Annotated in this window: 21 protein-coding genes, 3 tRNA genes and 1 pseudogene; 14 read left to right on the top strand and 11 right to left on the bottom strand. The window is 33.8% G+C overall.

The window, feature by feature from the left end; all coding sequences use genetic code 11:
- The first annotated feature begins 3 nt into the window (after positions 1-3).
- The 4 genes from ACFQ02_RS06870 (at position 4) to ACFQ02_RS06855 (ending at position 4,476) form a co-directional block, all read left to right on the top strand.
- The gene (locus tag ACFQ02_RS06870) at positions 4-594 is read left to right on the top strand and encodes a YjaG family protein (protein ID WP_380820925.1); all 591 of its coding nucleotides are present in this window, start codon (positions 4-6) and stop codon (positions 592-594) included.
- 155 nt (positions 595-749) lie between these two features.
- On the top strand, positions 750-1,022 hold the full coding sequence (locus ACFQ02_RS06865) for an HU family DNA-binding protein (protein WP_380820923.1): 273 nt from the start codon (positions 750-752) through the stop codon (positions 1,020-1,022).
- Between the two features lie 218 nt (positions 1,023-1,240).
- Complete coding sequence (glmS, locus tag ACFQ02_RS06860; RefSeq protein WP_380820921.1) at positions 1,241-3,073, top strand: glutamine--fructose-6-phosphate transaminase (isomerizing); 1,833 nt, start codon at positions 1,241-1,243, stop codon at positions 3,071-3,073.
- A 188-nt stretch (positions 3,074-3,261) separates the two neighbouring features.
- On the top strand, positions 3,262-4,476 hold the full coding sequence (locus ACFQ02_RS06855) for an MFS transporter (protein ID WP_380820919.1): 1,215 nt from the start codon (positions 3,262-3,264) through the stop codon (positions 4,474-4,476).
- A gap of 65 nt (positions 4,477-4,541) precedes the next feature.
- Here ACFQ02_RS06855 and ACFQ02_RS06850 read toward each other — a convergent pair whose 3' ends face one another.
- From ACFQ02_RS06850 to metN, 3 genes are read right to left on the bottom strand one after another with little or no spacing between them, the layout of a single operon-like run.
- Positions 4,542-5,378 (bottom strand): MetQ/NlpA family lipoprotein, encoded by an 837-nt coding sequence (locus tag ACFQ02_RS06850; protein WP_380820917.1) that lies wholly within the window; start codon positions 5,376-5,378, stop codon positions 4,542-4,544.
- Between the two features lie 28 nt (positions 5,379-5,406).
- On the bottom strand, positions 5,407-6,096 hold the full coding sequence (locus tag ACFQ02_RS06845; protein WP_380820915.1) for a methionine ABC transporter permease: 690 nt from the start codon (positions 6,094-6,096) through the stop codon (positions 5,407-5,409).
- Positions 6,086-7,123 carry a methionine ABC transporter ATP-binding protein MetN gene (metN, locus tag ACFQ02_RS06840; RefSeq protein WP_380820913.1) on the bottom strand — a complete coding sequence of 346 codons (1,038 nt, stop codon included), beginning with the start codon at positions 7,121-7,123 and terminating at the stop codon, positions 6,086-6,088. Before metN ends, ACFQ02_RS06845 begins: the two co-directional genes overlap by 11 nt.
- A 154-nt stretch (positions 7,124-7,277) precedes the next feature.
- Here metN and gmhB point away from each other — a divergent pair, with 154 nt between their 5' ends.
- On the top strand, positions 7,278-7,850 hold the full coding sequence (gmhB, locus tag ACFQ02_RS06835) for a D-glycero-beta-D-manno-heptose 1,7-bisphosphate 7-phosphatase (RefSeq protein ID WP_380820912.1): 573 nt from the start codon (positions 7,278-7,280) through the stop codon (positions 7,848-7,850).
- A gap of 50 nt (positions 7,851-7,900) precedes the next feature.
- Here gmhB and ACFQ02_RS06830 read toward each other — a convergent pair whose 3' ends face one another.
- The 6 genes and pseudogenes from ACFQ02_RS06830 to ACFQ02_RS06805 form a co-directional block, all read right to left on the bottom strand.
- The gene (locus tag ACFQ02_RS06830) at positions 7,901-8,230 is read right to left on the bottom strand and encodes a hypothetical protein (RefSeq protein WP_380820909.1); all 330 of its coding nucleotides are present in this window, start codon (positions 8,228-8,230) and stop codon (positions 7,901-7,903) included.
- A 25-nt stretch (positions 8,231-8,255) separates the two neighbouring features.
- Positions 8,256-9,653, bottom strand: a pseudogene (gene dnaB / locus ACFQ02_RS06825) (replicative DNA helicase).
- Positions 9,654-9,698: 45 nt separating this feature from the next.
- A complete protein-coding gene (locus ACFQ02_RS06820) occupies positions 9,699-10,349 on the bottom strand; it encodes a ParA family protein (protein WP_380820907.1) in 651 nt (216 codons plus the stop codon).
- A gap of 110 nt (positions 10,350-10,459) precedes the next feature.
- Positions 10,460-10,546 (bottom strand) — tRNA-Leu (locus ACFQ02_RS06815).
- A 28-nt stretch (positions 10,547-10,574) separates the two neighbouring features.
- Positions 10,575-10,648: transfer RNA gene (locus tag ACFQ02_RS06810), tRNA-Cys, on the bottom strand.
- Positions 10,649-10,659: 11 nt separating this feature from the next.
- A tRNA-Gly gene (locus ACFQ02_RS06805) sits at positions 10,660-10,735 on the bottom strand.
- Positions 10,736-11,047: 312 nt separating this feature from the next.
- On the opposite strand from ACFQ02_RS06805, the gene ACFQ02_RS06800 reads away from it, so the two are divergent.
- From ACFQ02_RS06800 to nrfF, 9 genes are all read left to right on the top strand, one after another.
- Positions 11,048-12,157, top strand: coding sequence for a methionine biosynthesis PLP-dependent protein (locus ACFQ02_RS06800; protein WP_380820905.1), 1,110 nt, complete (start codon positions 11,048-11,050; stop codon positions 12,155-12,157).
- A 183-nt stretch (positions 12,158-12,340) separates the two neighbouring features.
- On the top strand, positions 12,341-12,664 hold the full coding sequence (trxA, locus tag ACFQ02_RS06795; protein WP_380820903.1) for a thioredoxin TrxA: 324 nt from the start codon (positions 12,341-12,343) through the stop codon (positions 12,662-12,664).
- Between the two features lie 346 nt (positions 12,665-13,010).
- Positions 13,011-14,474, top strand: coding sequence for an ammonia-forming nitrite reductase cytochrome c552 subunit (gene nrfA, locus ACFQ02_RS06790; protein ID WP_380821030.1), 1,464 nt, complete (start codon positions 13,011-13,013; stop codon positions 14,472-14,474).
- 81 nt (positions 14,475-14,555) lie between these two features.
- Positions 14,556-15,161, top strand: a complete 606-nt coding sequence (gene nrfB / locus ACFQ02_RS06785; RefSeq protein ID WP_380820901.1) for a cytochrome c nitrite reductase pentaheme subunit — start codon at positions 14,556-14,558, stop codon at positions 15,159-15,161.
- Entirely contained in the window at positions 15,158-15,835 is a 678-nt protein-coding gene (gene nrfC, locus ACFQ02_RS06780) for a cytochrome c nitrite reductase Fe-S protein (RefSeq protein WP_380820899.1), read from the top strand. The genes nrfB and nrfC overlap by 4 nt, the downstream gene beginning before the upstream one ends.
- Positions 15,832-16,800 carry a cytochrome c nitrite reductase subunit NrfD gene (nrfD, locus tag ACFQ02_RS06775; RefSeq protein ID WP_380820897.1) on the top strand — a complete coding sequence of 323 codons (969 nt, stop codon included), beginning with the start codon at positions 15,832-15,834 and terminating at the stop codon, positions 16,798-16,800. Before nrfC ends, nrfD begins: the two co-directional genes overlap by 4 nt.
- A gap of 103 nt (positions 16,801-16,903) precedes the next feature.
- Complete coding sequence (locus ACFQ02_RS06770) at positions 16,904-18,820, top strand: heme lyase CcmF/NrfE family subunit (RefSeq protein ID WP_380820895.1); 1,917 nt, start codon at positions 16,904-16,906, stop codon at positions 18,818-18,820.
- Complete coding sequence (locus ACFQ02_RS06765; protein WP_380820893.1) at positions 18,813-19,343, top strand: DsbE family thiol:disulfide interchange protein; 531 nt, start codon at positions 18,813-18,815, stop codon at positions 19,341-19,343. The genes ACFQ02_RS06770 and ACFQ02_RS06765 overlap by 8 nt, the downstream gene beginning before the upstream one ends.
- A gap of 15 nt (positions 19,344-19,358) precedes the next feature.
- Positions 19,359-20,405: a heme lyase NrfEFG subunit NrfF gene (nrfF, locus tag ACFQ02_RS06760; protein ID WP_380820891.1), complete on the top strand. Its 1,047-nt coding sequence runs from the start codon at positions 19,359-19,361 to the stop codon at positions 20,403-20,405.
- 16 nt (positions 20,406-20,421) lie between these two features.
- On the opposite strand, the gene ACFQ02_RS06755 is transcribed toward nrfF, so the two are convergent.
- Together ACFQ02_RS06755 and ACFQ02_RS06750 are read right to left on the bottom strand one after the other, a co-directional pair.
- Positions 20,422-21,867, bottom strand: coding sequence for a surface lipoprotein assembly modifier (locus ACFQ02_RS06755; RefSeq protein WP_380820890.1), 1,446 nt, complete (start codon positions 21,865-21,867; stop codon positions 20,422-20,424).
- Between the two features lie 68 nt (positions 21,868-21,935).
- Complete coding sequence (locus ACFQ02_RS06750) at positions 21,936-24,167, bottom strand: TonB-dependent receptor domain-containing protein (protein WP_380820888.1); 2,232 nt, start codon at positions 24,165-24,167, stop codon at positions 21,936-21,938.

Raw genomic sequence — 24,167 nt, 5'->3', positions numbered from 1 at the left:
TTTATGCAAAATCCTATTCATAAGAGATTGGCTAATCTTGAAAGCTGGCAACATTTGACTTTTATGGCATGTCTTTGTTCCAGAATGTATCCTAATTTTCATTTATTTTGCAAGGTGACAAATCAACCTGAAAAAGCGAAAATTTACTATTCTATTTTAAATTTAGTATGGGAATTCTTAACTGTTAAAGGTGCAAAAATCAATTTTGAAAACCAATTAGAAAAGTTAGAAAATATTATTCCAAATATTAACGACTATGATTTTTACGGCATTTTTCCTGCAATTGATTCATGTGAATCGCTTGCTGAAACATTGCATAGTATCATCGCAGGCTCAACGTTAGAACAAGCGATAAGAATCAGTCAGATTTCATTGCATACTGTTGCTAGTATGCTAGAAATGGAATCCGATCACGAATTGTCAGAGCAAGAATTGAGAAACTCAGAAGCAATTCAACAAGAATTAGACCTCCAATGGCAAATTTACCGTATTTTACGAGCGTGTGAAAAACGTGATATTGAACTGATTTTAGATTTGAAAAGTGAGCTAGTGAACAGTAGAATTTCAAATATTGGAGTAGAAATTAAACAATAATGTGATTTAGTTAGCAAATTTTATATATAGTGCTTTAGTTTATATAAAATTTAGATTATCCTTTATAAGACTATGGTTACAGTAGTTATGGTTCTCAGGCAATCATATTGTTGTTGTGATGCCGTTAATTTAAATAAAATAGAAGGTACAAATTTATGAACAAAACAGATTTAATTGAGGCAATTGCAGAATCTGCTGACTTAACTAAAAAACAAGCAAAAGTAGCATTAGAAGCTACGTTAGAGGCTATTACGGCAAGTCTAAAATCAGGCGACACTGTTCAATTAATCGGCTTTGGAACATTCAAAGTAAATGAACGTAAAGCACGCACTGGTCGTAACCCACAAACAGGAAAAGAAATTCAAATTCCAGCCTCTAAAGTACCTGCGTTTGTTGCTGGCAAAGCGTTAAAAGATTCTGTCAAATAAGAAAACCTATTAATTATAATGACCCCCTAAATTATAGGGGGTTTTTGTTATGATAAAATTATTAGCGTTATTGCTTTACTTTTCAAAAATACTCTATTTTATGAAGTTTTTTATTTACTTTGAATGTCAATATCTATAATCTTGCGAAAGGAGATTAATTGTCCTGCAAATTATTGTGTAAGTGCGGTTTATCATTTTATTTTTAAAAGGAAAAAGTTATGTGTGGTATTGTTGGTGCTGTTGCACAGCGTGACGTGGCTGAAATTTTAATCAACGGATTACATCGTTTGGAGTATAGAGGATATGATTCAGCGGGATTAGCTGTAGTAAATGAAAAAAATGAGTTGCAACATGTTCGACGTCTTGGAAAAGTAAAAGCATTAGATGAAGCTGTTGAACAAACTCCACTCCTAGGAGGGACAGGTATTGCCCACACTCGTTGGGCAACTCACGGCGAACCCTCTGAAGCCAATGCACACCCTCATCTATCAGGCAATTTTGCAGTAGTACATAACGGTATCATTGAAAATTATGAAGAACTACGACAACTTTTAATTGAACGAGGATATATTTTTCTTTCACAAACAGATACTGAAGTTATTGTGCATTTGATTCATTGGGAAATGCAGAATACTAATAATCTACTACATGCAGTGAAACAAGTAGTTTCACAGCTAACAGGTGCATATGGTATGGTTGTTATGGACAAAAATGATCCAAGCCATTTAGTTGCAGCACGTTCAGGTAGTCCTTTGGTGATTGGTTTAGGGATTGGTGAAAACTTTTTGGCTTCTGATCAATTAGCATTATTAAGTGTAACTAGACGTTTTATTTTTTTAGAAGAGGGAGACATCGCTGAAATTACTCGCCGTACTGTAGCAATTTATGATGCTACGGGACAAAGAGTTGAACGTGTAGTTCATGAGTCTAATTTGGAAAATGATGCTACCGAAAAAGGGAAATTTCGTCATTTCATGCAAAAAGAAATTTTTGAACAACCTACCGCACTAATTAATACAATGGAGGGTCGAATCAATCATAACAATGTTATTATTGAAAGTATTGGTAATGGAGCAAAAGATATATTGAAGAACGTAGAGCACGTACAGATTGTTGCTTGTGGTACTTCTTACAATTCTGGTATGGTTGCTCGTTATTGGTTTGAATCTTTAGCTGGAATTAGTTGCGATGTAGAAATTGCTTCGGAATTTCGCTATCGAAAATTCGTTACTCGTCCAAATAGTTTATTATTAACGCTTTCTCAATCAGGTGAAACAGCGGATACATTAGCTGCATTACGTCTAGCAAAGAAAAAAGGGTATATGGCAACAATGACAATTTGCAATGTTGCAGGCTCTTCTCTAGTACGTGAATCAGATCTTGCTTTCATGACTCGTGCTGGAGTAGAAATTGGTGTGGCCTCAACTAAAGCATTTACTACACAGTTAGCTACGATGTTGATATTAGTGGCAGTAATTGGAAAATTAAATGGACGTATTAATGATGAAAAAGAGAAAGAAATTGTAAATGCTTTACAATCTGTACCAAGTGAAATTGAAAAAGCTTTGATCTTTGATAAAAAGATCGAAAAACTGGCTGAAGATTTTGCAGAAAAACATCATACTCTCTTTTTGGGGCGAGGAGAGTTCTATCCAATAGCAATGGAAGCTGCTCTTAAATTGAAGGAAATTTCTTATATTCATGCAGAAGCTTATGCTGCTGGTGAATTAAAACATGGACCATTGGCACTGATTGATGGAGATATGCCCGTCATTGTTGTTGCACCGACGAATGACTTATTAGAAAAATTGAAGTCTAATATTGAAGAAGTAAGGGCTAGAGGCGGACAATTATATGTATTTGCAGATAAAGAAGCAGGATTCATTGAGACTGACGGAATGAAAATTATTACAATGCTTACAGTAAATGAAATAGTTGCACCTATATTTTACACTATCCCAATGCAGCTATTGGCATATCATGTAGCTCTTATTAAAGGAACAGATGTCGATCAACCTCGCAATTTAGCAAAATCAGTAACAGTGGAATAGAGTTTCAAGTTTTTATATAAGCGTGAGTGAAGGAAATTTTTCCTGTAATTGATTAAATACTACTAACATTTATTCACGGTGTTTTAGTTGCGAAAAGAGTTTAAATTCGTTACACTACGCCGTGATTTTTTCAATCAACCTTTCAAATTAACTTTAAATGCTATCTGTGAATAGCAAAAGGATTTCATATGACAAATAATTATGGCTGGAAAGCTTTATTGGGATCTGTTGTGGGCTACGCAATGGACGGTTTCGATTTACTCATTCTTGGTTTTATGTTAACGGCAATTTCTACTGATCTAGCATTGTCACCAGCTCAAGCAGGCTCACTTGTTACTTGGACTTTAATTGGAGCAGTAGTTGGCGGTATTGTATTCGGTACTTTAAGTGATCGTTATGGACGAGTGAGAGTATTAACTTGGACGATAGTTCTTTTTGCAGTATTTACAGGACTGTGTGCTTTTTCTCAAGGGTATTGGGATTTACTAATTTATCGTACTGTTGCAGGTATTGGTTTAGGCGGTGAATTTGGCATAGGAATGGCATTAGCAATAGAAGCTTGGCCAGCACGTCATCGAGCAAGAGCAGCTTCTTACGTAGCTTTAGGGTGGCAACTAGGCGTTTTAGTGGCTACTTTATTAACCCCGTTATTGTTACCTATAATTGGTTGGCGTGGTATGTTTATTGTTGGTATTTTCCCTGCATTTGTAGCTTGGATTTTACGCTCAAAGTTACATGAACCTAAGATATTTTTACAAAGACGTACCGCACTTCAATTAGAAAAAGAAAAATTATCTAATTTTGATTCTTTTAAATTACTAATAAAGGACAAAGCGACAATAAAAATAAGTATCGGTGTAGCTATTTTAACGTCAGTACAAAATTTTGGTTATTACGGGATTATGATTTGGATGCCGAATTTTCTTGCCAATCAGCTTGGATTTAGTCTAACCAAATCTGGACTTTGGACTGCGATAACAGTTTGTGGCATGATGGGGGGAATTTGGATATTTGGACAAATTGCGGATAGATTTGGGCGTAAGCCAAGCTTTATTTTGTTTCAATTTGGTGCTGTGATTAGTATTGTCGTCTATTCCCAATTAACTAATCCAGTTGCGATGTTAGCTTCAGGAGCTTTCTTAGGTATGTTCGTAAATGGTATGATGGGAGGCTACGGAGCCTTAATGGCGGAAGCTTATCCGACTCAAGCTAGAGCAACGGCACAAAATGTTCTTTTTAACTTTGGGAGAGCTGTGGGTGGTTTTGGTCCTATTGTTGTTGGTACTTTAGTGTCTGCTTATTCTTTTTCTCTTGCTATTGGTTTTTTAGCTTTAATTTATGTAATTGATATGATTGCAACTTTATATTTAATCCCCGAATTAAAAGGTAAGACTTTGGAGTAATTTGAGAAAACTAGAAAAATCCCCGTCTACTGACGGGGATTATCATTGAAAAAGTGCGGTATCAATTACCAACCTTTTACTACGCCATCTTTATAGAAAGAAGTTGCTTTTTGGAATACTTCTTCTGTTTGGAAAGCTTTTACAAAATCTTGTACTGCTTTGCTATCTTTGTTATCAGTACGTGCAACAATAATATTTACATATGGTGAATTTTTATCTTCTACAAATACACCATGATCATGACTATTTAAACCTAATTGACCAGCGTAAGTATTATTCACTACTGCGATATCTACATCATCTAAAGAACGTGCAGCAACAGAGGCATCAACTTCTTTTATTTTTAAATTTTTTGGATTTTCAACAATATCCAAAGAGGTGGAAAATAAATTAGTATTATCTTTCAATTTAATTAATCCTTGTTTCTCCAATAAAATCAAAGCACGAGCAAGGTTGCTTGGATCATTAGGAACAGCAATTACAGCACCATCTTTTAATTCACTTACGTTTTTAATTTTTTGTGAATATCCTGCTAGTGGGTATACAAAAGTATTACCAACAATAACTAAGTTATTGTAGCCATTTTCTTTTGAATCTCGATCAAGATAAGGTTTATGTTGGAAAATATTAATGTCTAGATCCCCTTTGCTTACAGCTGGATTTGGCATCGGATATTCGTTAAATTCTACAAACTCTACATCAAGATTATATTTTTCTTTTGCAATTTTAGCAGCGATTTCAGCAACTTGATGTTCTGGTCCAGACATTACTCCCACTCTGATTTTTTGTGCTGCAGGTTGTGGATTAGCTGTAGCAGTATCAGTTTTTTTGTCGTCTTTACAAGCAACTAATGCAAAAACAGAAGCGAGTGTTGCAATACCTAATAATTTTTTTAATTTCATAAAACGTCCTTCTTTTTAATGATTTGAATTAGCGGTGATCAAAATGTGCCGCCAGTTTATTGCCGTATCTCTCGCATATCATGACGATCAATACAATAATAATAGTTGAAACCCATAGTACATAAGGCATGTTACGGTGTAGACCATAAGAAATAGCCGTATTGCCTAGGCCTCCTCCGCCTACAGTTCCAGCCATCGCTGAATAGCCTATGAGAGTGATTAAAGTTAAAGTCATGGCTTTCAATAACATTGGTAAGGCCTCAGGTAAATAAAAGCGAGTTACTAATTGCCAGACACTTGTTCCCATTGCTTTTGCTGTTTCGGTTAAACCGCTGGGAATGTCTCCTAATGCATTTACTGTTAAGCGAGCGTAAAAAGGCAAAGCTGCTACGCTTAATGGAATAATAGCAGCGGTTGTGCCTAGCGTTGTTCCCACTAAAAAACGAGTGATAGGCATTAGGTCAAATAACAAGATAATAAACGGAATTGATCTTCCTACATTAATAATAATTTCTAAAGTGCGGTTAATTTTTTTGTTTTCTAAGGCTTGCCCAGTACGGGTAAGAAAATTCAATATACCTAGTGGCAAACCAAATAAAATAGCAAAGAAGGTAGCAAGTAAACTCATGTATATCGTTTCAAATGTACTCATTCCGATTAATTGCCAAATTTGCGGTGTAAGTTGACGAGAAAATTCGCTAGTAAATTCAGACCACATAACCTAATACCTCCACACGAACATTGTGTTCCATCAAATAAATTTTTGTTTGTGTAATGGAATCTTCATCGCCTTCAGCTTCTGCAATAGTAAAACCAAATTTAACTCCACCAGCGTAGTCAATTTGTGAAGTTAAAATACTCAATTCAATTCCAAATTTTTTTGAAGCCTGTGATAGTAATGGGGCATCAACAGAGCGTCCCGTAAATTCAAATTTAATAATCGGATAAGATTTACTATGTACTGGAGTAGGAGACAAGTTTTCAATATACTCATCAGGTAAATTGATATGAAAAGTAGAACGAATAAACTCCTGTGCTAGCTGAGTTTGTGGATTAGAAAAAATTTCACTCACAGAACCTTGCTCTATCAATTTTCCTTGATCAATTACGGCTACATGATCGCAGATACGTTTCACAACATCCATCTCATGAGTAATCAGCAAAATCGTTATGCCTAAAGTGCGGTTAATTTCTTTTAATAATTTTAAAATGGCTTGAGTTGTAGCTGGGTCTAAAGCACTAGTAGCTTCATCACAAAGCAACACTTTCGGGGCACTAGCTAAAGCACGGGCAATTGCTACTCGTTGTTTTTGACCGCCTGATAAATTGGCAGGATATGCATCATATTTATCTGTTAATCCAACAAGATCGAGTAATTTATTCACCTTTTCACGCGTTTGTGCTTTATTAACTCCAGCCAATTCTAGCGGTAATGCGACGTTGCCATACACAGTACGAGAGCTAAGTAAATTAAAGTGTTGAAAAATCATACCAATATTGCGTCGTTCTTGAATTAGCTGTCTATCTGCGAGTGAAGTGAGATCTTTACCATCAATAATGACAGAACCCGAAGTTGGTTTTTCTAATAAATTGACGCAACGAATCAGCGTGCTTTTACCTGCACCTGAAGCACCAATTACACCACATATTTTCCCTTTTGGTACATTTAAGCTGACATTATTAAGTGCGGTCAGCTTATTGCCTGAAATATCGAAAACTTTTGTAATATTTGTTAGCTTAATCATAGCCCTTATTTAACTCTATATTTTTTGAAGTATTTTAGACGTCTAGAATGCTATGTCAACCATTATTATTAAGATTTTTTATAATGTAGTGCTATTAGTCGGCTAGATATTGAGTAATAATATGCAAATATTAGGAGAAATCTAAGGATTAAGTATGAAAAAAGCAATTTTTTTAGATCGCGATGGTACATTAAATATTGATTATGGTTATGTACATGAGATTGATCAATTTCATTTCATTGAAGGTAGTATTGAGGCATTAAAAAAATTAAAAGAGTTGGGATATTTGCTAGTTTTAGTAACTAATCAGTCAGGCATTGCTAGAGGCTATTTTTCTGAAGATGAATTCCTAAAGTTGACAGAATGGATGGATTGGTCATTGGCAGATCGTGGAGTAGATTTAGATGGAATTTATTATTGCCCGCATCATCCTAATGGACATGGGAAATACAGCAAAAATTGCGATTGTCGTAAACCAGAATCGGGTATGTTATTGCAAGCAATTAAAGAACTAGAAATTGATCCTGAACAGTCTTTTATGGTGGGAGATAAAATTGAAGACTTGCAAGCTGGGTTAAATGCAAAAGTGCGGTATAACATTTTAGTGAAAACGGGAAAGCCAATTGATGATAAAAGTAAAGCGTTAGCCTATAGAATTATTGATAGTATTGCAGATTTACCTAATTTAATAAAAGAGTTAAACACACATTCAATTGATCAAAACTGAGGATCTTGCGTCTCTTGAAAGAGTTTTTTTAACGCTTGTAAATGAGTATCTCAGCCATCTGCAATAGTATAGAAATCCTCACCAGGTCGTTGAGTCACATTAGGAGCGTGATCTAATCCGCGAAATTTGATCGAGGCTTTAATTTCTTCATAAGCTGGATTTTTGGTTTTACGCGGATTACCATCGTAGGGTCTTAATTTGTCTAAGGTAACGACAATCAATTTTTTCTGAGTCTGCTGTTGACTATTAATTGGCGTGATCGTTTGTTGATAGTTAGGTGAATTATTCTGAATAGCAGGCACAGATAATTGAGCTAACATATCACGTTTTCTATCGGCTTTACTACGACCGCCGATGAGTCGATTTAATTTATCATTCATTTTTATATCTCTTTTTTAACCTTTGTTATATTTCTCGTTTTAATCTGTCATATTCATGAGGAGAGATATTCTCAAAGGCTGAGAACTCTCCTTTGAAATGCGTTAATACCGTACCGACAGGTCCGTTTCGTTGCTTTCCTATGATAATTTCAGCGATACCTTTTAACTCAGTATCCGTGTGATAGACCTCATCTCGATAAATAAACAAAATCATATCGGCATCTTGTTCTAATGCACCTGAGTCTCGTAAGTCAGAAGACATAGGGCGTTTATCGGCTCGTTGTTCTAAATTACGATTTAATTGAGAGAGAGCGATAACGGGACAATTCATTTCTTTTGCTAATGCTTTAAGGCTTCGTGAAATCATTGAAATTTCTAGATTACGGTTGTGACTGTCTTGAAGTTCAGGGACAGACATCAACTGCACGTAATCAATAATAATGATAGATGGCATACCATATTGACGAGCATTGTGACGAACTCAGGTGCGTAACATTTGAGGTGTCAAATAACTACTATCATCAATTAACAATCTATCCGACCAATGTGTACTGATATACCTCATTGCTTCCCCAATTTTTGCCCAGTCCACCTCACATAAGCTATTTGCTTGACGGATTTTTTGACTTGATATTCGAGCATGCATAGCAATGAAACGTTGCATTAATTGTTGAGCTGGCATTTCTAGACTAAAATATTGAGCGGGTTTATCAGGGATAGTGTTTAACGCAGTTTCAATAAATTTAAGTGATAGAGCGGTTTTCCCCATAGATGGACGAGCGGCTAATAAAATCAAATCGCCTTGTTGCCCACCTGCGGTATATTCATCTAATTTATCGATACCGAAAGAAACGCCAGTAACGAAAGAGTTACTTTCGCTACTCAGTGTCATTTGTTTTACCACAGCTTGTAATATCTCGCCAACATTAACCGTAGTATCTTGTTGAACATGGTTAAAAGTTAATTCTGTGAGAGTTTTTTCAGTGTGTTCAACTAAGGAATCAAGTTTTTCTTGAGAATTAACTTTAATCGATTCAGTACGTAAATGATTCCCTAAAGAGAAGAGTTCTCTTGCTTGAGCATCTCTTTTAACGATACCAGCATACGCTATGATATTGGCAGTACTAGGCGTATTGTTTGAAAGTTCTGCAAGATAAGCTAATCCGCCTAAATCGGTTAAAAGTGATTTTTCTTTTAAAGCACGCTCTAAAACTAAAATATCAACATGTTGGTTTTTCTCAAACATGGATTTCATTACAGCAAAAATCTTTTGATGCTGTACTAGGAAGAAGTTTTTTTCTTCTAGAATTAAGCTGATGTCATCCCACTTGTTATTTTCTAATAATAAACCACCTAGCACAGCTTGTTCAGCCTCAACAGAATGAGAGGGTAGTGTGATTTGATTTTTGTTATGGTTGACCATAAATTACTCCAATTTATTCCACAAATTCATCCCTAAGTTATTTCGTTATTTTTTAATAAATCTATCAGCCCATTGTGGAAACAATAGGGTGCAGAGTTGACGGATGTTTTCATCTTCTTTACTGCTGTGTATATGCACAGGTAAAGAACGGCTTGCCGCTTCTCGGTAAGCCACTCGGTTAGGAATGGTGAAATTAAGTAATTCAATATGTGGATTTGGTGTATTGGCAAAGATGTCATAGAGCGTTTCTACAATTTCTTTTGCATCTTTGGTATGGTCTAAGCAGTTAATAACAGCTTTAAGTGGAGGAAGGGTTAGTCCATAATCGGTGAAGATTTCAAGGGATTGGTATAGATTCAATGTACCGCGTACAAATTCTCTTGCTGAAACCAATTCAGGTTTGATTGGCGATATAACTAAATCACTGGCAAGCACTGTCATGTCAACAGTAATACCTCTTGTGCCTCGAGTATCTATCATAATAAGTTCATAGTCTTCAATTTGATGGACTAATTTATTGAACAGTAACGCCCCTGCAGGATGATTTTTTAACTCAGTTGTTAAACGGTCATTTGGGTCGTTAGATTGAATAATATCAAGGTGAGTAAACTCAGTTTTAGAAATGAGTTGACTGTAGTGTAAATCAGGTCGATTAAATAGTTCATAAATACCATATGGTGATTTTAGTGACGCCACCTTTGGTGGACATGACAGAAGCGATTAAGGTGTTGTATTTTATGTACATACAAAATTCCTATAAGTTAGTTGGAACGTTATGATGTTTTATGTATACAACAGATTTAAGATGGTGCCCGAGGGCGGACTTGAACCGCCACGACTCGAAAGTCGAGGGATTTTAAATCCCTTGTGTCTACCGATTTCACCACTCGGGCAGAGTGATTGCTGACTTGGGTTACATTATGGAGGCGTGTCCCGGAGTCGAACCGAGCTACATGGATTTGCAATCCAGTGCATAACCGCTTTGCTAACACGCCGTAGCGTAAATTGGAGCGGGAAACGAGGCTCGAACTCGCGACCCCAACCTTGGCAAGGTTGTGCTCTACCAACTGAGCTATTCCCGCTTTTCGCTGCAACACATTCGCTGTCAGTGGCGTGCATTTTACTAACTTATAAAAATCTGTCAATGATTAAAATAAAAAAAAAGTTTAATTGCCTAAAAAAAATGCAAGAAAAATTAAATTGATTTAAAAAAAAGCAATTAATATCTAAATTTAATACAATTTTAAAAGTTTATTTAGCTTGTAATTTCAAAATATGTATTAAAAGATAAAATGCTCTTTAATCAATTTTAGGTTTATGACAGAATGACTAAGTTAGTCTAATGGTTTAAACTCAATAATTAATTGTAATTTTGGAGTATTTAGTGAGGTTATATGGCACAGCAGTATAATATTGAAACATTACTGGCTCAGGCTGGTAATAGAACAGATGAACGAACAGGGGCAGTTTCTACGCCTATTTTTCTTTCAACAGCTTATGGACACAAAGGGATCGGAGAGAGTACAGGATTTGATTATACAAGAACTAAAAATCCTACTCGTACAGTTTTAGAAGAAACTATTGCAACTCTTGAAGGAGGGGATAAGGGATTTGCTTGTGCATCAGGTATGGCTGCAATTCAAATCTTAATGTCGTTATTTGCAGCTCCAGATGAGTGGATTGTATCTAGTGATGTTTACGGTGGAACATACCGTTTGCTAGATTTTGCTTATAAAAATACACACGGAGTAAAGCCTGTTTATGTAAATACTGCTTCTGCTACTGAAATTGAAAGAGCTATTACTAAAAATACAAAAGCTATTTTTATTGAAACACCTTCTAATCCACTGATGGAAGAATGTGATGTGGCACTGATTTCTAGAATAGCTAAAAAACATAATTTGTTATTAATTGTAGATAATACTTTTTTAACTCCAGTATTATTTCGTCCAATAGAACATGGTGCAGATATTGTGATCCATAGTGGTACAAAGTATCTCGCAGGTCATAATGATGCCTTAGTCGGGCTTATAGTGGCAAAAGGAGAAACATTATGCGAACGATTATCCTACATTCAAAATGGGGCTGGTGCGGTTTTATCTCCCTTTGATAGCTGGTTGACTATTCGTGGTATGAAAACGCTAGCTTTACGTATGGAACGTCATCAAAAAAATGCGACGGCGTTGACAGCATTTTTAAAATCTCAACCACAAGTTAAAGATGTGCTTTACCCAAATAAAGGCGGGATGCTTTCTTTCCGTTTACTGAATGAGAAGTGGGTAAACCCATTTTTAAAATCAATAAAATTAATTACTTTTGCTGAAAGTCTTGGGGGGAGCGAGAGTTTTATTACTTATCCAGCAACTCAGACCCATATGGATATACCTGAGGCAGAACGAATTGCTCGGGGAATTTGTAATTGTTTGTTACGATTTTCAGTAGGTTTAGAAAATGTGGAAGATATTAAGGCGGATTTACTACAAGCATTTGCTCGATTAGATTAAAAAAGTGCGGTCATTTTTACAAAAATTTAACTTGAATTGTTAATTTAGTATTGTAAATTTAACTTTTAGCAATTAAAGTGATTTGTATTCGATATATGATCTTTGTGTTATCATAATCGTAGGTAGTTATAATAATGTAAAAAGCTAATAAGATGATATATCTTATAGACAGGAGAATAGAAAATGAGTGAAGTTTTACATGTTACAGATGCATCATTTGAAAGTGATGTATTGAGATCTGATATTCCCGTATTGTTAGACTTTTGGGCCCCTTGGTGCTCACCTTGTCGTATGATTGGACCAATTTTAGATGAGCTTGCAGTGGAATTAAATGGTAAAGTAAAAATTGCAAAGATCAATATTGATGAAAATCAAGCTGTACCAGCTAAATTTGGTGTTCGTAGTATTCCAACTCTTCTTCTTTTTAAAGAAGGTAAAGTTGTTGCAACTCAAGTTGGTGCATTGCCAAAAAATCAATTATCAGCTTTTATTAGTCAGAATATATAATCAATATTAGTAGAAATCCCATTGTATGATGGGATTTTTACGTCTTTTCTATTTAGCAATAATTTATACAGTAAATCTAGTTAATATATTTCAATTTAAGATAACTCTCTTTCAGTATTTTTAATCAAAATTTTGATCAAAAGCAAAGAATGTGAAGATAATACTGAAACTAATTTATATTTTTACTATTATTCTAATTGGTAAAACCTTTTTAATTTTATCTTTTTGTTTTTAATAGTAAAAGTTCTCATTCTTAATTATTTATGTGTCAGTAATTTTAATGAGAATAGTTTAGTTAGTTTTCTATGGGGTGATTATCGTGAATATACTAAATAAAGTTATTGCTATGATTTTAGCTGGAACTAGCTTTTTGATTGTGCAACAAGCGATTGCTGAAGATAAAAGTGTCTCGGAGCGTAGAGCTCCAACTAAGGCTGAAATGACTAAACCTAATCAAAATTTAATCATTGAAGCCAATAATTCGTTGTTTGCTTCAAAATATCCTAAGCAATATCAAGGCTGGTCTGATACGGCAAAATCTAATGAAATTGTATCCGCACTTGAAGAAAATCCTCGTCTGATTGTATTGTGGGGAGGATATGGTTTTGCTAAAGCTTATAATAAACCTCGAGGACACTTTTATACTATTACTGATGTAAGAAATATTTTACGAACAGGTGCTCCAGTTGATGATAAAACAGGTCCAATGCCAATGGCTTGTTGGACTTGTAAAGGTCCAGATGTACCTCGCTTAATTGCAGAGTGGGGTGAAGAAGAATACTTTAGAGGAAAGTGGGCAAGAGGCGGTGGAGAAATCGTTAATTCAATTGGTTGTGCAGATTGTCACGATACTAAATCAAAAGACTTTGCTGAGGGTAAGCCCGCATTACGTATTGCTCGTCCTCATGTGGCACGTGCTTTAGATATTATTGGCAAAGAGTTTACTATGTCGACGAAAAGCGATAAGCGTGCAGCAGTTTGTGCCAATTGTCACGTAGAATATTATTTTGATAAAGCACAGGCTAACAATGTGGTGTTTCCTTGGATGAAAGGTGTTGATGTGGATAGCATGGAAAAATATTATGACGAGATTGAGTTTTTCGATTGGAAACATTCTCTTTCAAAAGCTCCAATGCTTAAAACACAGCATCCTGATTATGAGACTTGGTTAATGGGAACGCATGGTAAAAATGGAGTGACGTGTGCAGATTGCCATATGCCGAAAGTACAAGGAGCTGATGGCAAAGTTTATACAGATCACAAAATTGGTAACCCATTTGATAATTTTGAAAATACTTGTTCAAATTGCCACGACCAAAGCAAAGAAACTTTACGTAAAGTTATTTCGGATCATAAAAAAGACATAAAAGATGTGATGTCTAAATTAGAAGATCAGATTGTAAAAGCTCATTTTGAAGCAAAAGCCGCTTGGGATGCAGGTGCAACAGAAGAGGAAATGAAAGAAGCATTGAAAGCTATTCGCCATGCACAATGGCGTTGGGATTATTCTGCAGCTAGTCACGGTGGTCATATGCATGCTCCTGATATTATTTTGAAAGTGATTGCAAGTGGCTTAGATCGTGCAGTTGACGCTAGAGCAAAATTAGCATTGGTTTTAGCAAAACATGGTGTACAGCAACCAATTGACTACCCTGACATTTCCACCGCAGAAAAAGCGTGGAAAGTAATGGGTGTTGACATTGAAAAAGAGAGAGCTAATAAAGAAAAATTTTTGAAAGAAATTGTACCTCAATGGAATAAATATGCGTTGGAAAAAGGTTTAATTTTAGAAGTACCACCAGCGAAATAATGTGAGAAGTGACCGCACTTTATTTAGATATAGAATAAAAAAAGAGCGGTCTATCATTGAATGATATTTGAGGTAATCAAAATGAACGTTACAGTAAAAATTATGCTAAAGCTGATAGTATTGCTTTCTCTATTTACTTTTGTTTTACCAGTAAGTGGAGAGTTGATTTACCATCCAACTTTAGAAAATCAACGTAATCCAAATGACTATTGTGCTAAATGTCATAAATTCGATGCTAATAGTGAACAATTTGGTGGTGATTTACATTTCGGTAAATTTAATGGAATCCACTTGTCAAAAAGCAATCCTGCAACAGGCAAGCAAATTACTTGTATAAGTTGTCATGGTAATATTTCGGAGAAGCATCGTCTCGGAACCAAAGATGTGATGCGTTTTGAGAGCGATATTTTCAATAAAAAAACACCGATGTTTTCAGTAGAAGAGCAAAATCAAGTTTGTTTTTCGTGTCATCAACCCGATAATTTACGTGAAAAATTTTGGGCTCACGATGTTCATGCTATGAAATTGCCTTGTGCTGCTTGCCATTCATTGCATCAAAAAGAAGATCCTGTGCAAAAATTAGAAAAAAAAGAGCGGGTTAAAATATGTGTTGATTGCCATAGCAAACAGCAACAACATCATAACCAAGACCAACTTACAATAACCGAACAAAAGGATAAAAAATGACTATTTGCTCACGCCGAAATTTTGTTTCTGGCATGGGAGCTTTAATCCTGATGACGGGAACAACAATAAAATCAGTTGCACAAAATGAAAAATCATTAAAAACTGTTCGTTATGCTATGGTGCATGATGAAACAGCTTGTATTGGTTGTACTGCTTGTATGGATGCTTGTCGAAAAGTGAATTCTGTACCTGAAGGCGTTTCACGTTTGGAAATTATTCGGAGTCAGCCTTATAGTGAATTTCCTCACGTAAAATATGAATTTTTCCGCCATTCTTGTCAGCATTGCAGTAATGCTCCTTGTGTTTCAGTGTGTCCTACAGGTGCCTCCTACATTGATAAACAGACGGGTATTGTAGATGTTAATAGAGATTTGTGTGTAGGTTGTCAATACTGTATAGTTGTTTGTCCATATCGTGTACGTTTTATTCACCCAGTACACAAGTCAGCAGATAAGTGTAATTTCTGTCGAGACACCAATTTAGCCAAAGGAAAGCAACCTGCTTGCGTAGAATCTTGTCCAACTAATGCTTTAACTTTTGGTGATATTAATGATCCGAATAGTTCGATTTCATTGAAATTGAAAACGACACAGAATTACCGCACAAAAGTAGAACTTGGTACACAACCTAATCTTTATCATATTCCATCTAAAGAAGGGGAGATTAGACGATGAGCAACGTATTTGATTTTCCATCTTTAGTGTGGGATGCACCAATTGCTTTATATTTGTTTTTACTAGGAATCTCAGCGGGAGCAGTGACTATTACTATTTTATTGAAACGTAGTGGAATAGCGGGTGAAAACCCTGCTGAAAATGCGGTATTACGTTGTAATGCTTGGCTTGCACCAACAACTATTATTATTGGTTTACTGCTATTGATTTTTCATTTGACTAAGCCTTGGACATTTTGGTATTTAATGTTTAATTATCATCGCACTTCAATTATGTCAGTAGGGGTAATGCTGTTCCAACTATATATGCTATTTTTAATCATATGGCTTGCTATTATTTTTAAAAATAACTTATTTCTATTTCTTTATAGATTTTTCCCTAATGTTGCAAAATTAACTATTAAAATTATTGATCTTGCCGCTAAATTTACTAATTTAATTGAAATTATTACATTATTATTAAGTATTGCATTAGGGGCTTATACAGGATTTTTACTTTCCGCTTTAATTAGTTATCCGATGTTAAATAGCCCTGTTTTGCCTGTATTATTTCTTGTTTCGGGAACATCTTCAGGTATTACTGCTTTAATTTTTTGTACTTTGTTATTTAGTAAAGAAAAATCAGCGACAAGTTCTATTTCTATTGCTTTTTTACATAAATACGAAAATCCACTTGTTTTTGCAGAAATTTTCCTATTATTTGCTTTCTTTTTTGGGTTATATCTTGGTGGGGGGCAAAAAACTGTCGCGTTTTATACCGCACTTAGTGGTGGATTTTGGGCTTCTGTATTTTGGATTGGTGTGGTTGGATTGGGAATTATCATACCACTATTGCTAAATATGATAATAAAAGATGAAACTAAACACAGCAAAGGATTTATGTTATTGCATTCAGGGTTGGGGTTATTGGGTGTGCTTTGCTTGCGGTTCTTCATTCTTTATGCGGGACAGATGACTCTAGTGTAAGTGATAGAAAATCCGATATTTAAGTATCGGATTTCACTCTAAATTAATTTTTATGTTCTTTAGCATACTTTCACTGGCTTTAAAAGGAGATTAACAGAAATCTATGTTACCTGAGTTTGCTTTTATCTCGCTTTTGTTTGCACTATTTTCTTCATTGCTACTTGCTATAGTTCCACAAATAGGGATTTGGCGAAACGATGCTAGACTGATGTCTTTAGCATGGCAGTTTAGCTATATTTTCACAATTTCCACCGCACTTTCACTATTTTTATTAGTGTACTCTTTTACGATAGATGATTTTTCTGTTCTCTATGTTTCCTCACATTCTAACTCTCAATTACCTTTATTATTCAAAATTGCCGCCACTTGGGGTGGGCATGAAGGTTCAATGCTATTTTGGCTATTTTCTTTATCGCTATGGCTTAGTAGTTTTGCTTTTTTTAGTCGAAAAATAGATCCTATTATTGCGAGTCAGACTCTTGCAATTTTAGGTTTGATTTGTTTTGGATTTACATTGTTTATTTTATTTTTTTCTAGCCCTTTTGACCGCACTTTTCCTGCTCTTATTGAAGGGAGAGATCTTAATCCAATGTTACAAGACATAGGGCTAGTGTTTCATCCACCATTGCTTTATATTGGTTATGTAGGGTTTGCAATAAACTTTTCACTGACACTCGCCGCCTTATTAAATGGCGGTTTTAGTAGCGTAATTGCACGATATATGCGTAGTTGGGTGCTTGTTTCTTGGTTATTTTTAACACTAGGTATAATGTTAGGATCTTGGTGGGCGTATTATGAATTAGGTTGGGGAGGCTGGTGGTTCTGGGATCCCGTAGAAAATGTATCTTTAATGCCTTGGTTACTTGGTTTAGGTTTATTCCATAGCTTGTCCATAATAGAAAAGAAAGGAATTTTTAGCTATTGGACGGTACTATTTTCACTTGCTAGTTTTATATTTAGCTTACTTGGTACTTTCGTTGTTCGTTCTGGTGTATTGAATTCTATTCATGCTTTTGCTATAGATGCAGAACGTGGTATAGCATTATTGACGTTATTTTTCTTATTAACTTTTATTTCTCTCAGTATATTTGCATTAAAAATAAATATTAAATCGAATACAGTAAAATTTAGTTGGTTTTCGATAGAACTATTTATATTAATTAGTAATTTAATTTTTAGTATTGCTACAGTAACTGTATTTCTTGGTACATTTTATCCAATGTTTTTTATGGCTGTTGGATGGGGGAGAATATCTGTTGGTGCCCCTTATTTTAATTCTATATTTTTACCATTGATCGTAATTAATTCTATTATAATGATTATTGTTTCTCATCTGTTTTTTAGTAAAAATAATCGAACTTTATTCGTAAAAAGTTTTATTTCATCAATAGCTTCTATATTATTAAGTTATTTATTAATTAAATATAATGTCCAACAAAATACAGAATTAAAATTTAATATTGTAGCATTCATTTTTATTGTATTAGCAATATGGTTGTTACTAAATCATTTATGGATAATTCAGCGTAAAATAACATTTAAAAAGTTGGGGCTAGTTTTTGCTCATTGTGGTGTTTCTATTTCTATTATCGGAGCAATAATGTCTAGTTATTTTGGAAGTGAAATAGGAGTAAGGTTATCACCAAATGAACATTGTAAACTAGCAGGATATGAATTCCATTATCAAGGATTTACTAATGAAATAGGCGAAAATTATACTGCAGAGAAAGCTCATTTTGCTGTTTATAAAAATAATCAACTTATTACAAAACTTTATCCTGAAAAACGTTATTATGACGCACGTAATATGAATATGTCAGAAGTAGCATTATCGTGGGGATTTTTAGGTGATATTTATATTGTGATGGGGGATAAACTAGGCAGTGGTACTTTCTCATTTAAATTACATTATAAGCCCTTTGTTCGTTGGCTATGGATTGGTGGAATTCTAATGTCATTAGGTGCATTTTTTGCAACTTTAGGATTAAAAAAGAAACAAAATTGTTTTAGTTATGAATAAAAAAATTATATTGTTTTTTCCCTTATTAATAGCAGTGTTTTTATGTGAGTTATTATTTTTAGGATTAAAAAATGATCCTAAAAATATTGACTCTGCTTTAGTTGGAAAGTCTGTTCCTGAATTTGATCAAACGAGTTTATTACAACCTTGGAAAGTTATTTCTAATCAAGATCTGCCAAAACAATATTTTTTGATTAATGTGTGGGGGACTTGGTGTCATTATTGTCTTAAAGAGCATCGTTTTTTATTAGAATTAAATAAACAAGGTATACAAATTATTGGGGTGAATTATCGGGATAAATTACAAAGTGCGGTGCAAATGTTAGAAAATTTAGGTAATCCATTTGTTTTAACAATTAATGATAGCGAAGGCAAGTTAGCAATGAAATTAGGCGTTAATGGCACACCTGAAACTTATTTAGTTGATAGTAATCATATTATTCGTTACCGATATTCTGGTGAGCTAACTCCACAAATCTGGCAACAAAAATTTATACCAAAAATTGAAAAATTAACTGATTAATATCCATTATAAAATATGCAAAGATTTATTATATTAATTTTTACTTTATTTAGTTTACTTTGTCATGCTGAGATAGTAGATACATATCAATTTAATTCAGCACAAAATAGAATAAGAGCGGTGGATTTAGCGAAATCTTTACGATGTCCACAGTGTCAGAATCAAAATCTTGTTGAATCTAATTCCCCTATTGCTTCAGACTTGCGTATTGAAGTTTATAAAATGGTGGATGAAGGGAAAACAAATGAAGAAATTATTGATATAATGGTAACTAGATTTGGTGATTTCGTACGCTATAATCCTCCACTTAAAGCGACAACTATAATATTATGGATATTACCACTGATTCTATTCATCATAGGAATAATGAGCTTATTTTATTATGTTAAAGATAATAAAAAATTAAATCAAAATAATGAGAATGCTCAGTATTTATTATATAAAAATCTACAGTTTTCAAAATCCTCTATAACAAAAAATAAAGTAAATTTATTATTTTTGATTCTTATTTTACTACCTTTTATTTATTATTTTTCTTTAGACCGTTTTGAATTAGTGCAGAATGCGAAGAGCAAGTTTTTTGATGATAAACAGAGATTTGAACAGATGAAGATAAATAATGAAAATGATAGTTATATTATAAAATTGCAGAATAAGTTAAGAGAAAATCCAAATGATGACAAAAAGTGGTTTGAATTAGCTGAAGTGCATATGCAAAATAATGAGTTTGATTATGCTTTAATTGCTTATAAAAATGTAGCTAAAATAGTCGGATTTAATGCTGAAATTGCAGGTAAAATTGCAACCTCTCTCTATTATAAAAATAAACAGAATATTAATACAGAAATAAAACAATATATTGATTTTGCACTCAATTCTGATAGTAATGAAGTCGCAAGTTTATCTTTACTAGCAAGTGATGCTTTTTTAAAACAAGACTATAATGAAGCGATCAAATTATGGCAAAAAATTTTAGATAGTGGAAAATCTAGCATTAATCGTCGTGCGATTGTTGAAAGCATGAAAATGGCGGAAAGTTTGCAAAATAATTTTAAAAACTGACCGCACTTTTAGAGAGTTAAAAATCTTTTTCAAATAATAGATTAATTTGCTGTTTTTTGAAACTGTAAAAATCAGGTATTGTAGAGCGAGTTTTGTGATATTTATATTGTATCTTTGGTACAACTCCAAAAATAGAAAAGTCTCTTTTCCATATATTCAACGTTAAGTCATATTCTGTATCAAAGCGTTTTTTATTAAATAGATATTCTTTTTCTTTAAAAAAACGTTTAGCAAATTGTATGCCGATTTTAGTAGAAACATAGTAATCCCAATCCTGTTTCCAGCCCATACGGATAGCATATCGTCGAGATTTTTCCTGAAGATTTATTGTATTATCTAATAGCACATCACTTCCAATATAAAAATATTTTTTACTATCTGCTAAATAGACTAATGTAGTGGAATAGAGCTGCTTATAGTGTGGGTTACTTTTATTTTTATAATTAGTTTTAGTATATTCAAATGCAAATGAAGACTGCCATTTATTCGCTAATTTAATATCATTTTCAAAGCGTAATCCATAGGAATGACTATATTGTTTTTGATCAAACCAGCGTTTCTCAAATAAAGGTGATATAGACATACGATTTTTAGCGTTTTGGTATTGATAACCAACTAATGCTCGATTTTCAATATCATTATATTTTTTATTATTCCAATAATATTTTCCTGATAGTAAATTATTGAATAAAAATTTTTGATGATCGGCAATATTGAATGATTTTTCTAAATTAATGTAATAAGCAAATCCTTTACCTTTTTGTGGCAAACTGTCGGGGCTTTTATTAAATCTTCGGTTGGCAAGATAAATATAAGGTTGTGATGAAGCGTTATTAATATTATTTTCATTTAAAAAATTAACACCCATTTCAAAATCAAATTCATTATCTTGTTGTATAGCATATTGATAAGCTGCAATACGTTTTTGAATAAAATATGGTAGTTTTTGTTGTTGTAGTTGAGAGAAATTCTGTTTAGCTGAATTAAACGATTTGTCTTCAAATTGCCATTGAGCTAGTTTATAACGAATTTTATTGATATTAGGATATTTTTCTAATAATTTTTGATAAATATTAATAGCTTCAGTGTAGTCTTGTTGATAATGGGCATATTCCCCTAAAGCATAATCTATTAGAATAGGATCATGATATTGGTATTTTTTATACATAGCAACTAAATCGGGAATTAATTCTGGTCTGTTCTTATCAATAGCAAGATTTAAAAAATAATGAATTAGCTGTGGATTCTTAGCCAATTGCTGATCGCTAATTTCAATTTCCTCATCTCTTGAAATATCTTCTGTATCAACAGTTATTTTAGTTAGTTTAGGACTCGCCGAATTAACTTCTATTTCTTTAAGATCATTAAAATGTTTGTATTCAATTGATGAAATATTATTTTCTGCAAATAAAAAAGAAGAAAAGAATGTTGTTAAATATAGGATTTTATTTTTATAGTTCATTTTAATTCCAAACTAAATAAAAAAATAAAGTTCTCTCTTAATTAAAAGAGAGAACTTGTCAAAGAAAATTAAAATCTTAATTCACCACCGAGAATGAACGTTCTACCTCTTGCATAGTTAGTCACGTTTTCTTCACCTCTAATAGTATTTTGACTGTTTAATGGATCAATATATAGTTTATTAAATGCATTTTGTACGCTTGCTTTTAGCATTAAATTTTTATTTACTTTATATGTAGCATAAAAATCAACGATTATTGGACTTACTGGCAATTTTTCTTTTTCAATACTATATTTTCCATCTTCATTTGTCTCTACATATGGATTCAAACGATATGCTGTACCCATATATTTTAAAATACTGCCTAAAATTAGTTTTTGATTGAATAGTTTAAAACCAGTATCAAGCGAACCGTAATATTCAGGCAGTTCATAAATATCACCATAGCCAAATCCGTCAGTAGAAGCTTGTACTCCTAATGGTTGAGATGTTTTTTGATGACTATAAGTTAAATGACTAAAGAAATAGTAGTTATCATAATTTAGCTCTAACTCAATACCACTATGTTTTATTGGATCTAGTGAATTAACTGATATTTGGGCTTGAAAACCAGCAGGTCCAATATCATTAGGATCTTCAGTTAACTCATTTTTTTTACTGAGATGAAATGATTTTGAAAAAATATAATTTTCATATTTAGTGCGGTAATAAACGAGTTTAGCCCCTAGTTTATCATTTTCCGTGAACACGCCGTGTTTAAACGTATTAAAACCAACTTGGGCAGTCGTTGCTTTCTCAGGCTTTAAGAAAGGGTTCATTGAACCACCACCTTCATTATTGAAGAATATTTCTTGGATATTCGGCATACGAGTGGTTTTTGCATAACTCACAAACGGCTTAAACCAAGGTGATAATTCTACTGATAATTGAACAGAAGGGTTTAATGAATAATTAACCATTTTTACATTCCACGCTCCCATTGGGACACAAGAAATAGCCTCTTTAGTCGGACCAGTACATTCTGGTTTAAAGCCCGAAAAAATGGAGCGAGTATACAGTAATCCACCTTCAACGGTATAAATATCTTTTTCCCATTTTGATGATAAAAATGAGCTAAATATTTTTTGTTTTCCTGTTGGAGAAAATGGGGTGTGTTCAAGATTATCCTGATTTTTTCCTTTAGCAGAACGTGAGTAATCATTCGTGAAATAATTTGCACCATACTCTAAAGTCAGTTTTGAATCGTTGAAATTAAAGTAGCTTCTATTTTGTAAGTTAAAATAATATGAATTATTTTTAGTTGAACCGTCTGATAATTCCCATAGTAGTGAATCATCATCAAATTGTTGATCAGATTTAGTTTTAGATGCTAAAACTTCAAAATCAATTAAATCTGAATTAGGCGTATAATTATATTTGATTGAATAGGACTTGTTGATAATATCCCGTCCTCCAATATTACTCAAATAATCAACTCCACTAAGTAAAATATGCTGATCAGAGGTTGGATTAACTTCAACTTTCGCTAACCACGATTTAGGGCGTTGATCCATACGTTTATTATATTTGTTAATAGAAGCGTAAGTACCATCACCACGTTTGAAATTTGAGCCAATATGACGCTGACTATAAGCAACTAAAGCACCTACTGAACCTGTATCAGTAAACGCTTTAGTTTTTCCAGCGACGCCAAGCATACCGCTGTATCCAAGAGCATTTGTACCATATTGGAATCTGCTGATAACCCCCACTTTATTGCCAGCAAAAATAACATCATCAACACCGATAGTACGAAGTTGTGCACTACCCGCTAGTGAGTTTGTTCCTGCTGCACCCGAAGAAAATCCTTTGTGTACAGTTAAACTGGCTAAAAAATTAGGTTCAACCATTGTACCGAACTGGCTACTTGGTCCTAATCCACCTTCATCATTATCGTGATATCTACGATTTCCATTAGCAGAAGTACCAAAGAAAGTTTGTGGTACACCATCTACTAGGGTAGAAACGCGTCCCAGTCCAGTCATACCACGAACATTAATGCTTAACGTACCTTGTGTGGCATCCATATTGGTATAAACACCAGGTAATGAACGTACTACACTGTTTAAACTTTGCAGACGTTTATCTGAACCACGAACAACCACAGCCCCAGCCGTGTTAAAAGCTTTATCAGCTTTGTTATCGCTAATTTCCCCCGACACATCAATTTCGTCAATTTCAATATCAGTTTCTGCATAAGCAGCGCTATAAATACCGCTTAAAGTGGTCGCAATAAGGAGTGAGATAAAAGTTTTTTTCAT

The sequence above is a fragment of the Seminibacterium arietis genome, from assembly GCF_042675725.1.
Taxonomy (GTDB): Bacteria; Pseudomonadota; Gammaproteobacteria; order Enterobacterales; family Pasteurellaceae; genus Seminibacterium; species Seminibacterium arietis.
The sequence above is the reverse complement of the archived record's forward strand: the minus strand, read 5'-3'. Positions and strand labels throughout refer to the sequence as shown.

Coding starts and splice junctions, on each gene's coding strand:
- nrfC (WP_380820899.1), top strand. CDS start 15,158: ATGACTATTTGCTCACGCCGAAATTTTGTTTCTGGCATGGGAGCTTTA.
- nrfD (WP_380820897.1), top strand. CDS start 15,832: ATGAGCAACGTATTTGATTTTCCATCTTTAGTGTGGGATGCACCAATT.
- nrfA (WP_380821030.1), top strand. CDS start 13,011: ATGATTTTAGCTGGAACTAGCTTTTTGATTGTGCAACAAGCGATTGCT.
- metN (WP_380820913.1), bottom strand. CDS start 7,123: ATGATTAAGCTAACAAATATTACAAAAGTTTTCGATATTTCAGGCAAT.
- ACFQ02_RS06765 (WP_380820893.1), top strand. CDS start 18,813: ATGAATAAAAAAATTATATTGTTTTTTCCCTTATTAATAGCAGTGTTT.
- ACFQ02_RS06845 (WP_380820915.1), bottom strand. CDS start 6,096: ATGTGGTCTGAATTTACTAGCGAATTTTCTCGTCAACTTACACCGCAA.
- ACFQ02_RS06850 (WP_380820917.1), bottom strand. CDS start 5,378: ATGAAATTAAAAAAATTATTAGGTATTGCAACACTCGCTTCTGTTTTT.
- ACFQ02_RS06855 (WP_380820919.1), top strand. CDS start 3,262: ATGACAAATAATTATGGCTGGAAAGCTTTATTGGGATCTGTTGTGGGC.
- ACFQ02_RS06865 (WP_380820923.1), top strand. CDS start 750: ATGAACAAAACAGATTTAATTGAGGCAATTGCAGAATCTGCTGACTTA.
- ACFQ02_RS06800 (WP_380820905.1), top strand. CDS start 11,048: ATGGCACAGCAGTATAATATTGAAACATTACTGGCTCAGGCTGGTAAT.
- ACFQ02_RS06770 (WP_380820895.1), top strand. CDS start 16,904: ATGTTACCTGAGTTTGCTTTTATCTCGCTTTTGTTTGCACTATTTTCT.
- ACFQ02_RS06750 (WP_380820888.1), bottom strand. CDS start 24,167: ATGAAAAAAACTTTTATCTCACTCCTTATTGCGACCACTTTAAGCGGT.
- trxA (WP_380820903.1), top strand. CDS start 12,341: ATGAGTGAAGTTTTACATGTTACAGATGCATCATTTGAAAGTGATGTA.
- glmS (WP_380820921.1), top strand. CDS start 1,241: ATGTGTGGTATTGTTGGTGCTGTTGCACAGCGTGACGTGGCTGAAATT.
- nrfB (WP_380820901.1), top strand. CDS start 14,556: ATGAACGTTACAGTAAAAATTATGCTAAAGCTGATAGTATTGCTTTCT.
- ACFQ02_RS06830 (WP_380820909.1), bottom strand. CDS start 8,230: ATGAATGATAAATTAAATCGACTCATCGGCGGTCGTAGTAAAGCCGAT.
- ACFQ02_RS06870 (WP_380820925.1), top strand. CDS start 4: ATGCAAAATCCTATTCATAAGAGATTGGCTAATCTTGAAAGCTGGCAA.
- nrfF (WP_380820891.1), top strand. CDS start 19,359: ATGCAAAGATTTATTATATTAATTTTTACTTTATTTAGTTTACTTTGT.
- gmhB (WP_380820912.1), top strand. CDS start 7,278: ATGAAAAAAGCAATTTTTTTAGATCGCGATGGTACATTAAATATTGAT.
- ACFQ02_RS06755 (WP_380820890.1), bottom strand. CDS start 21,867: ATGAACTATAAAAATAAAATCCTATATTTAACAACATTCTTTTCTTCT.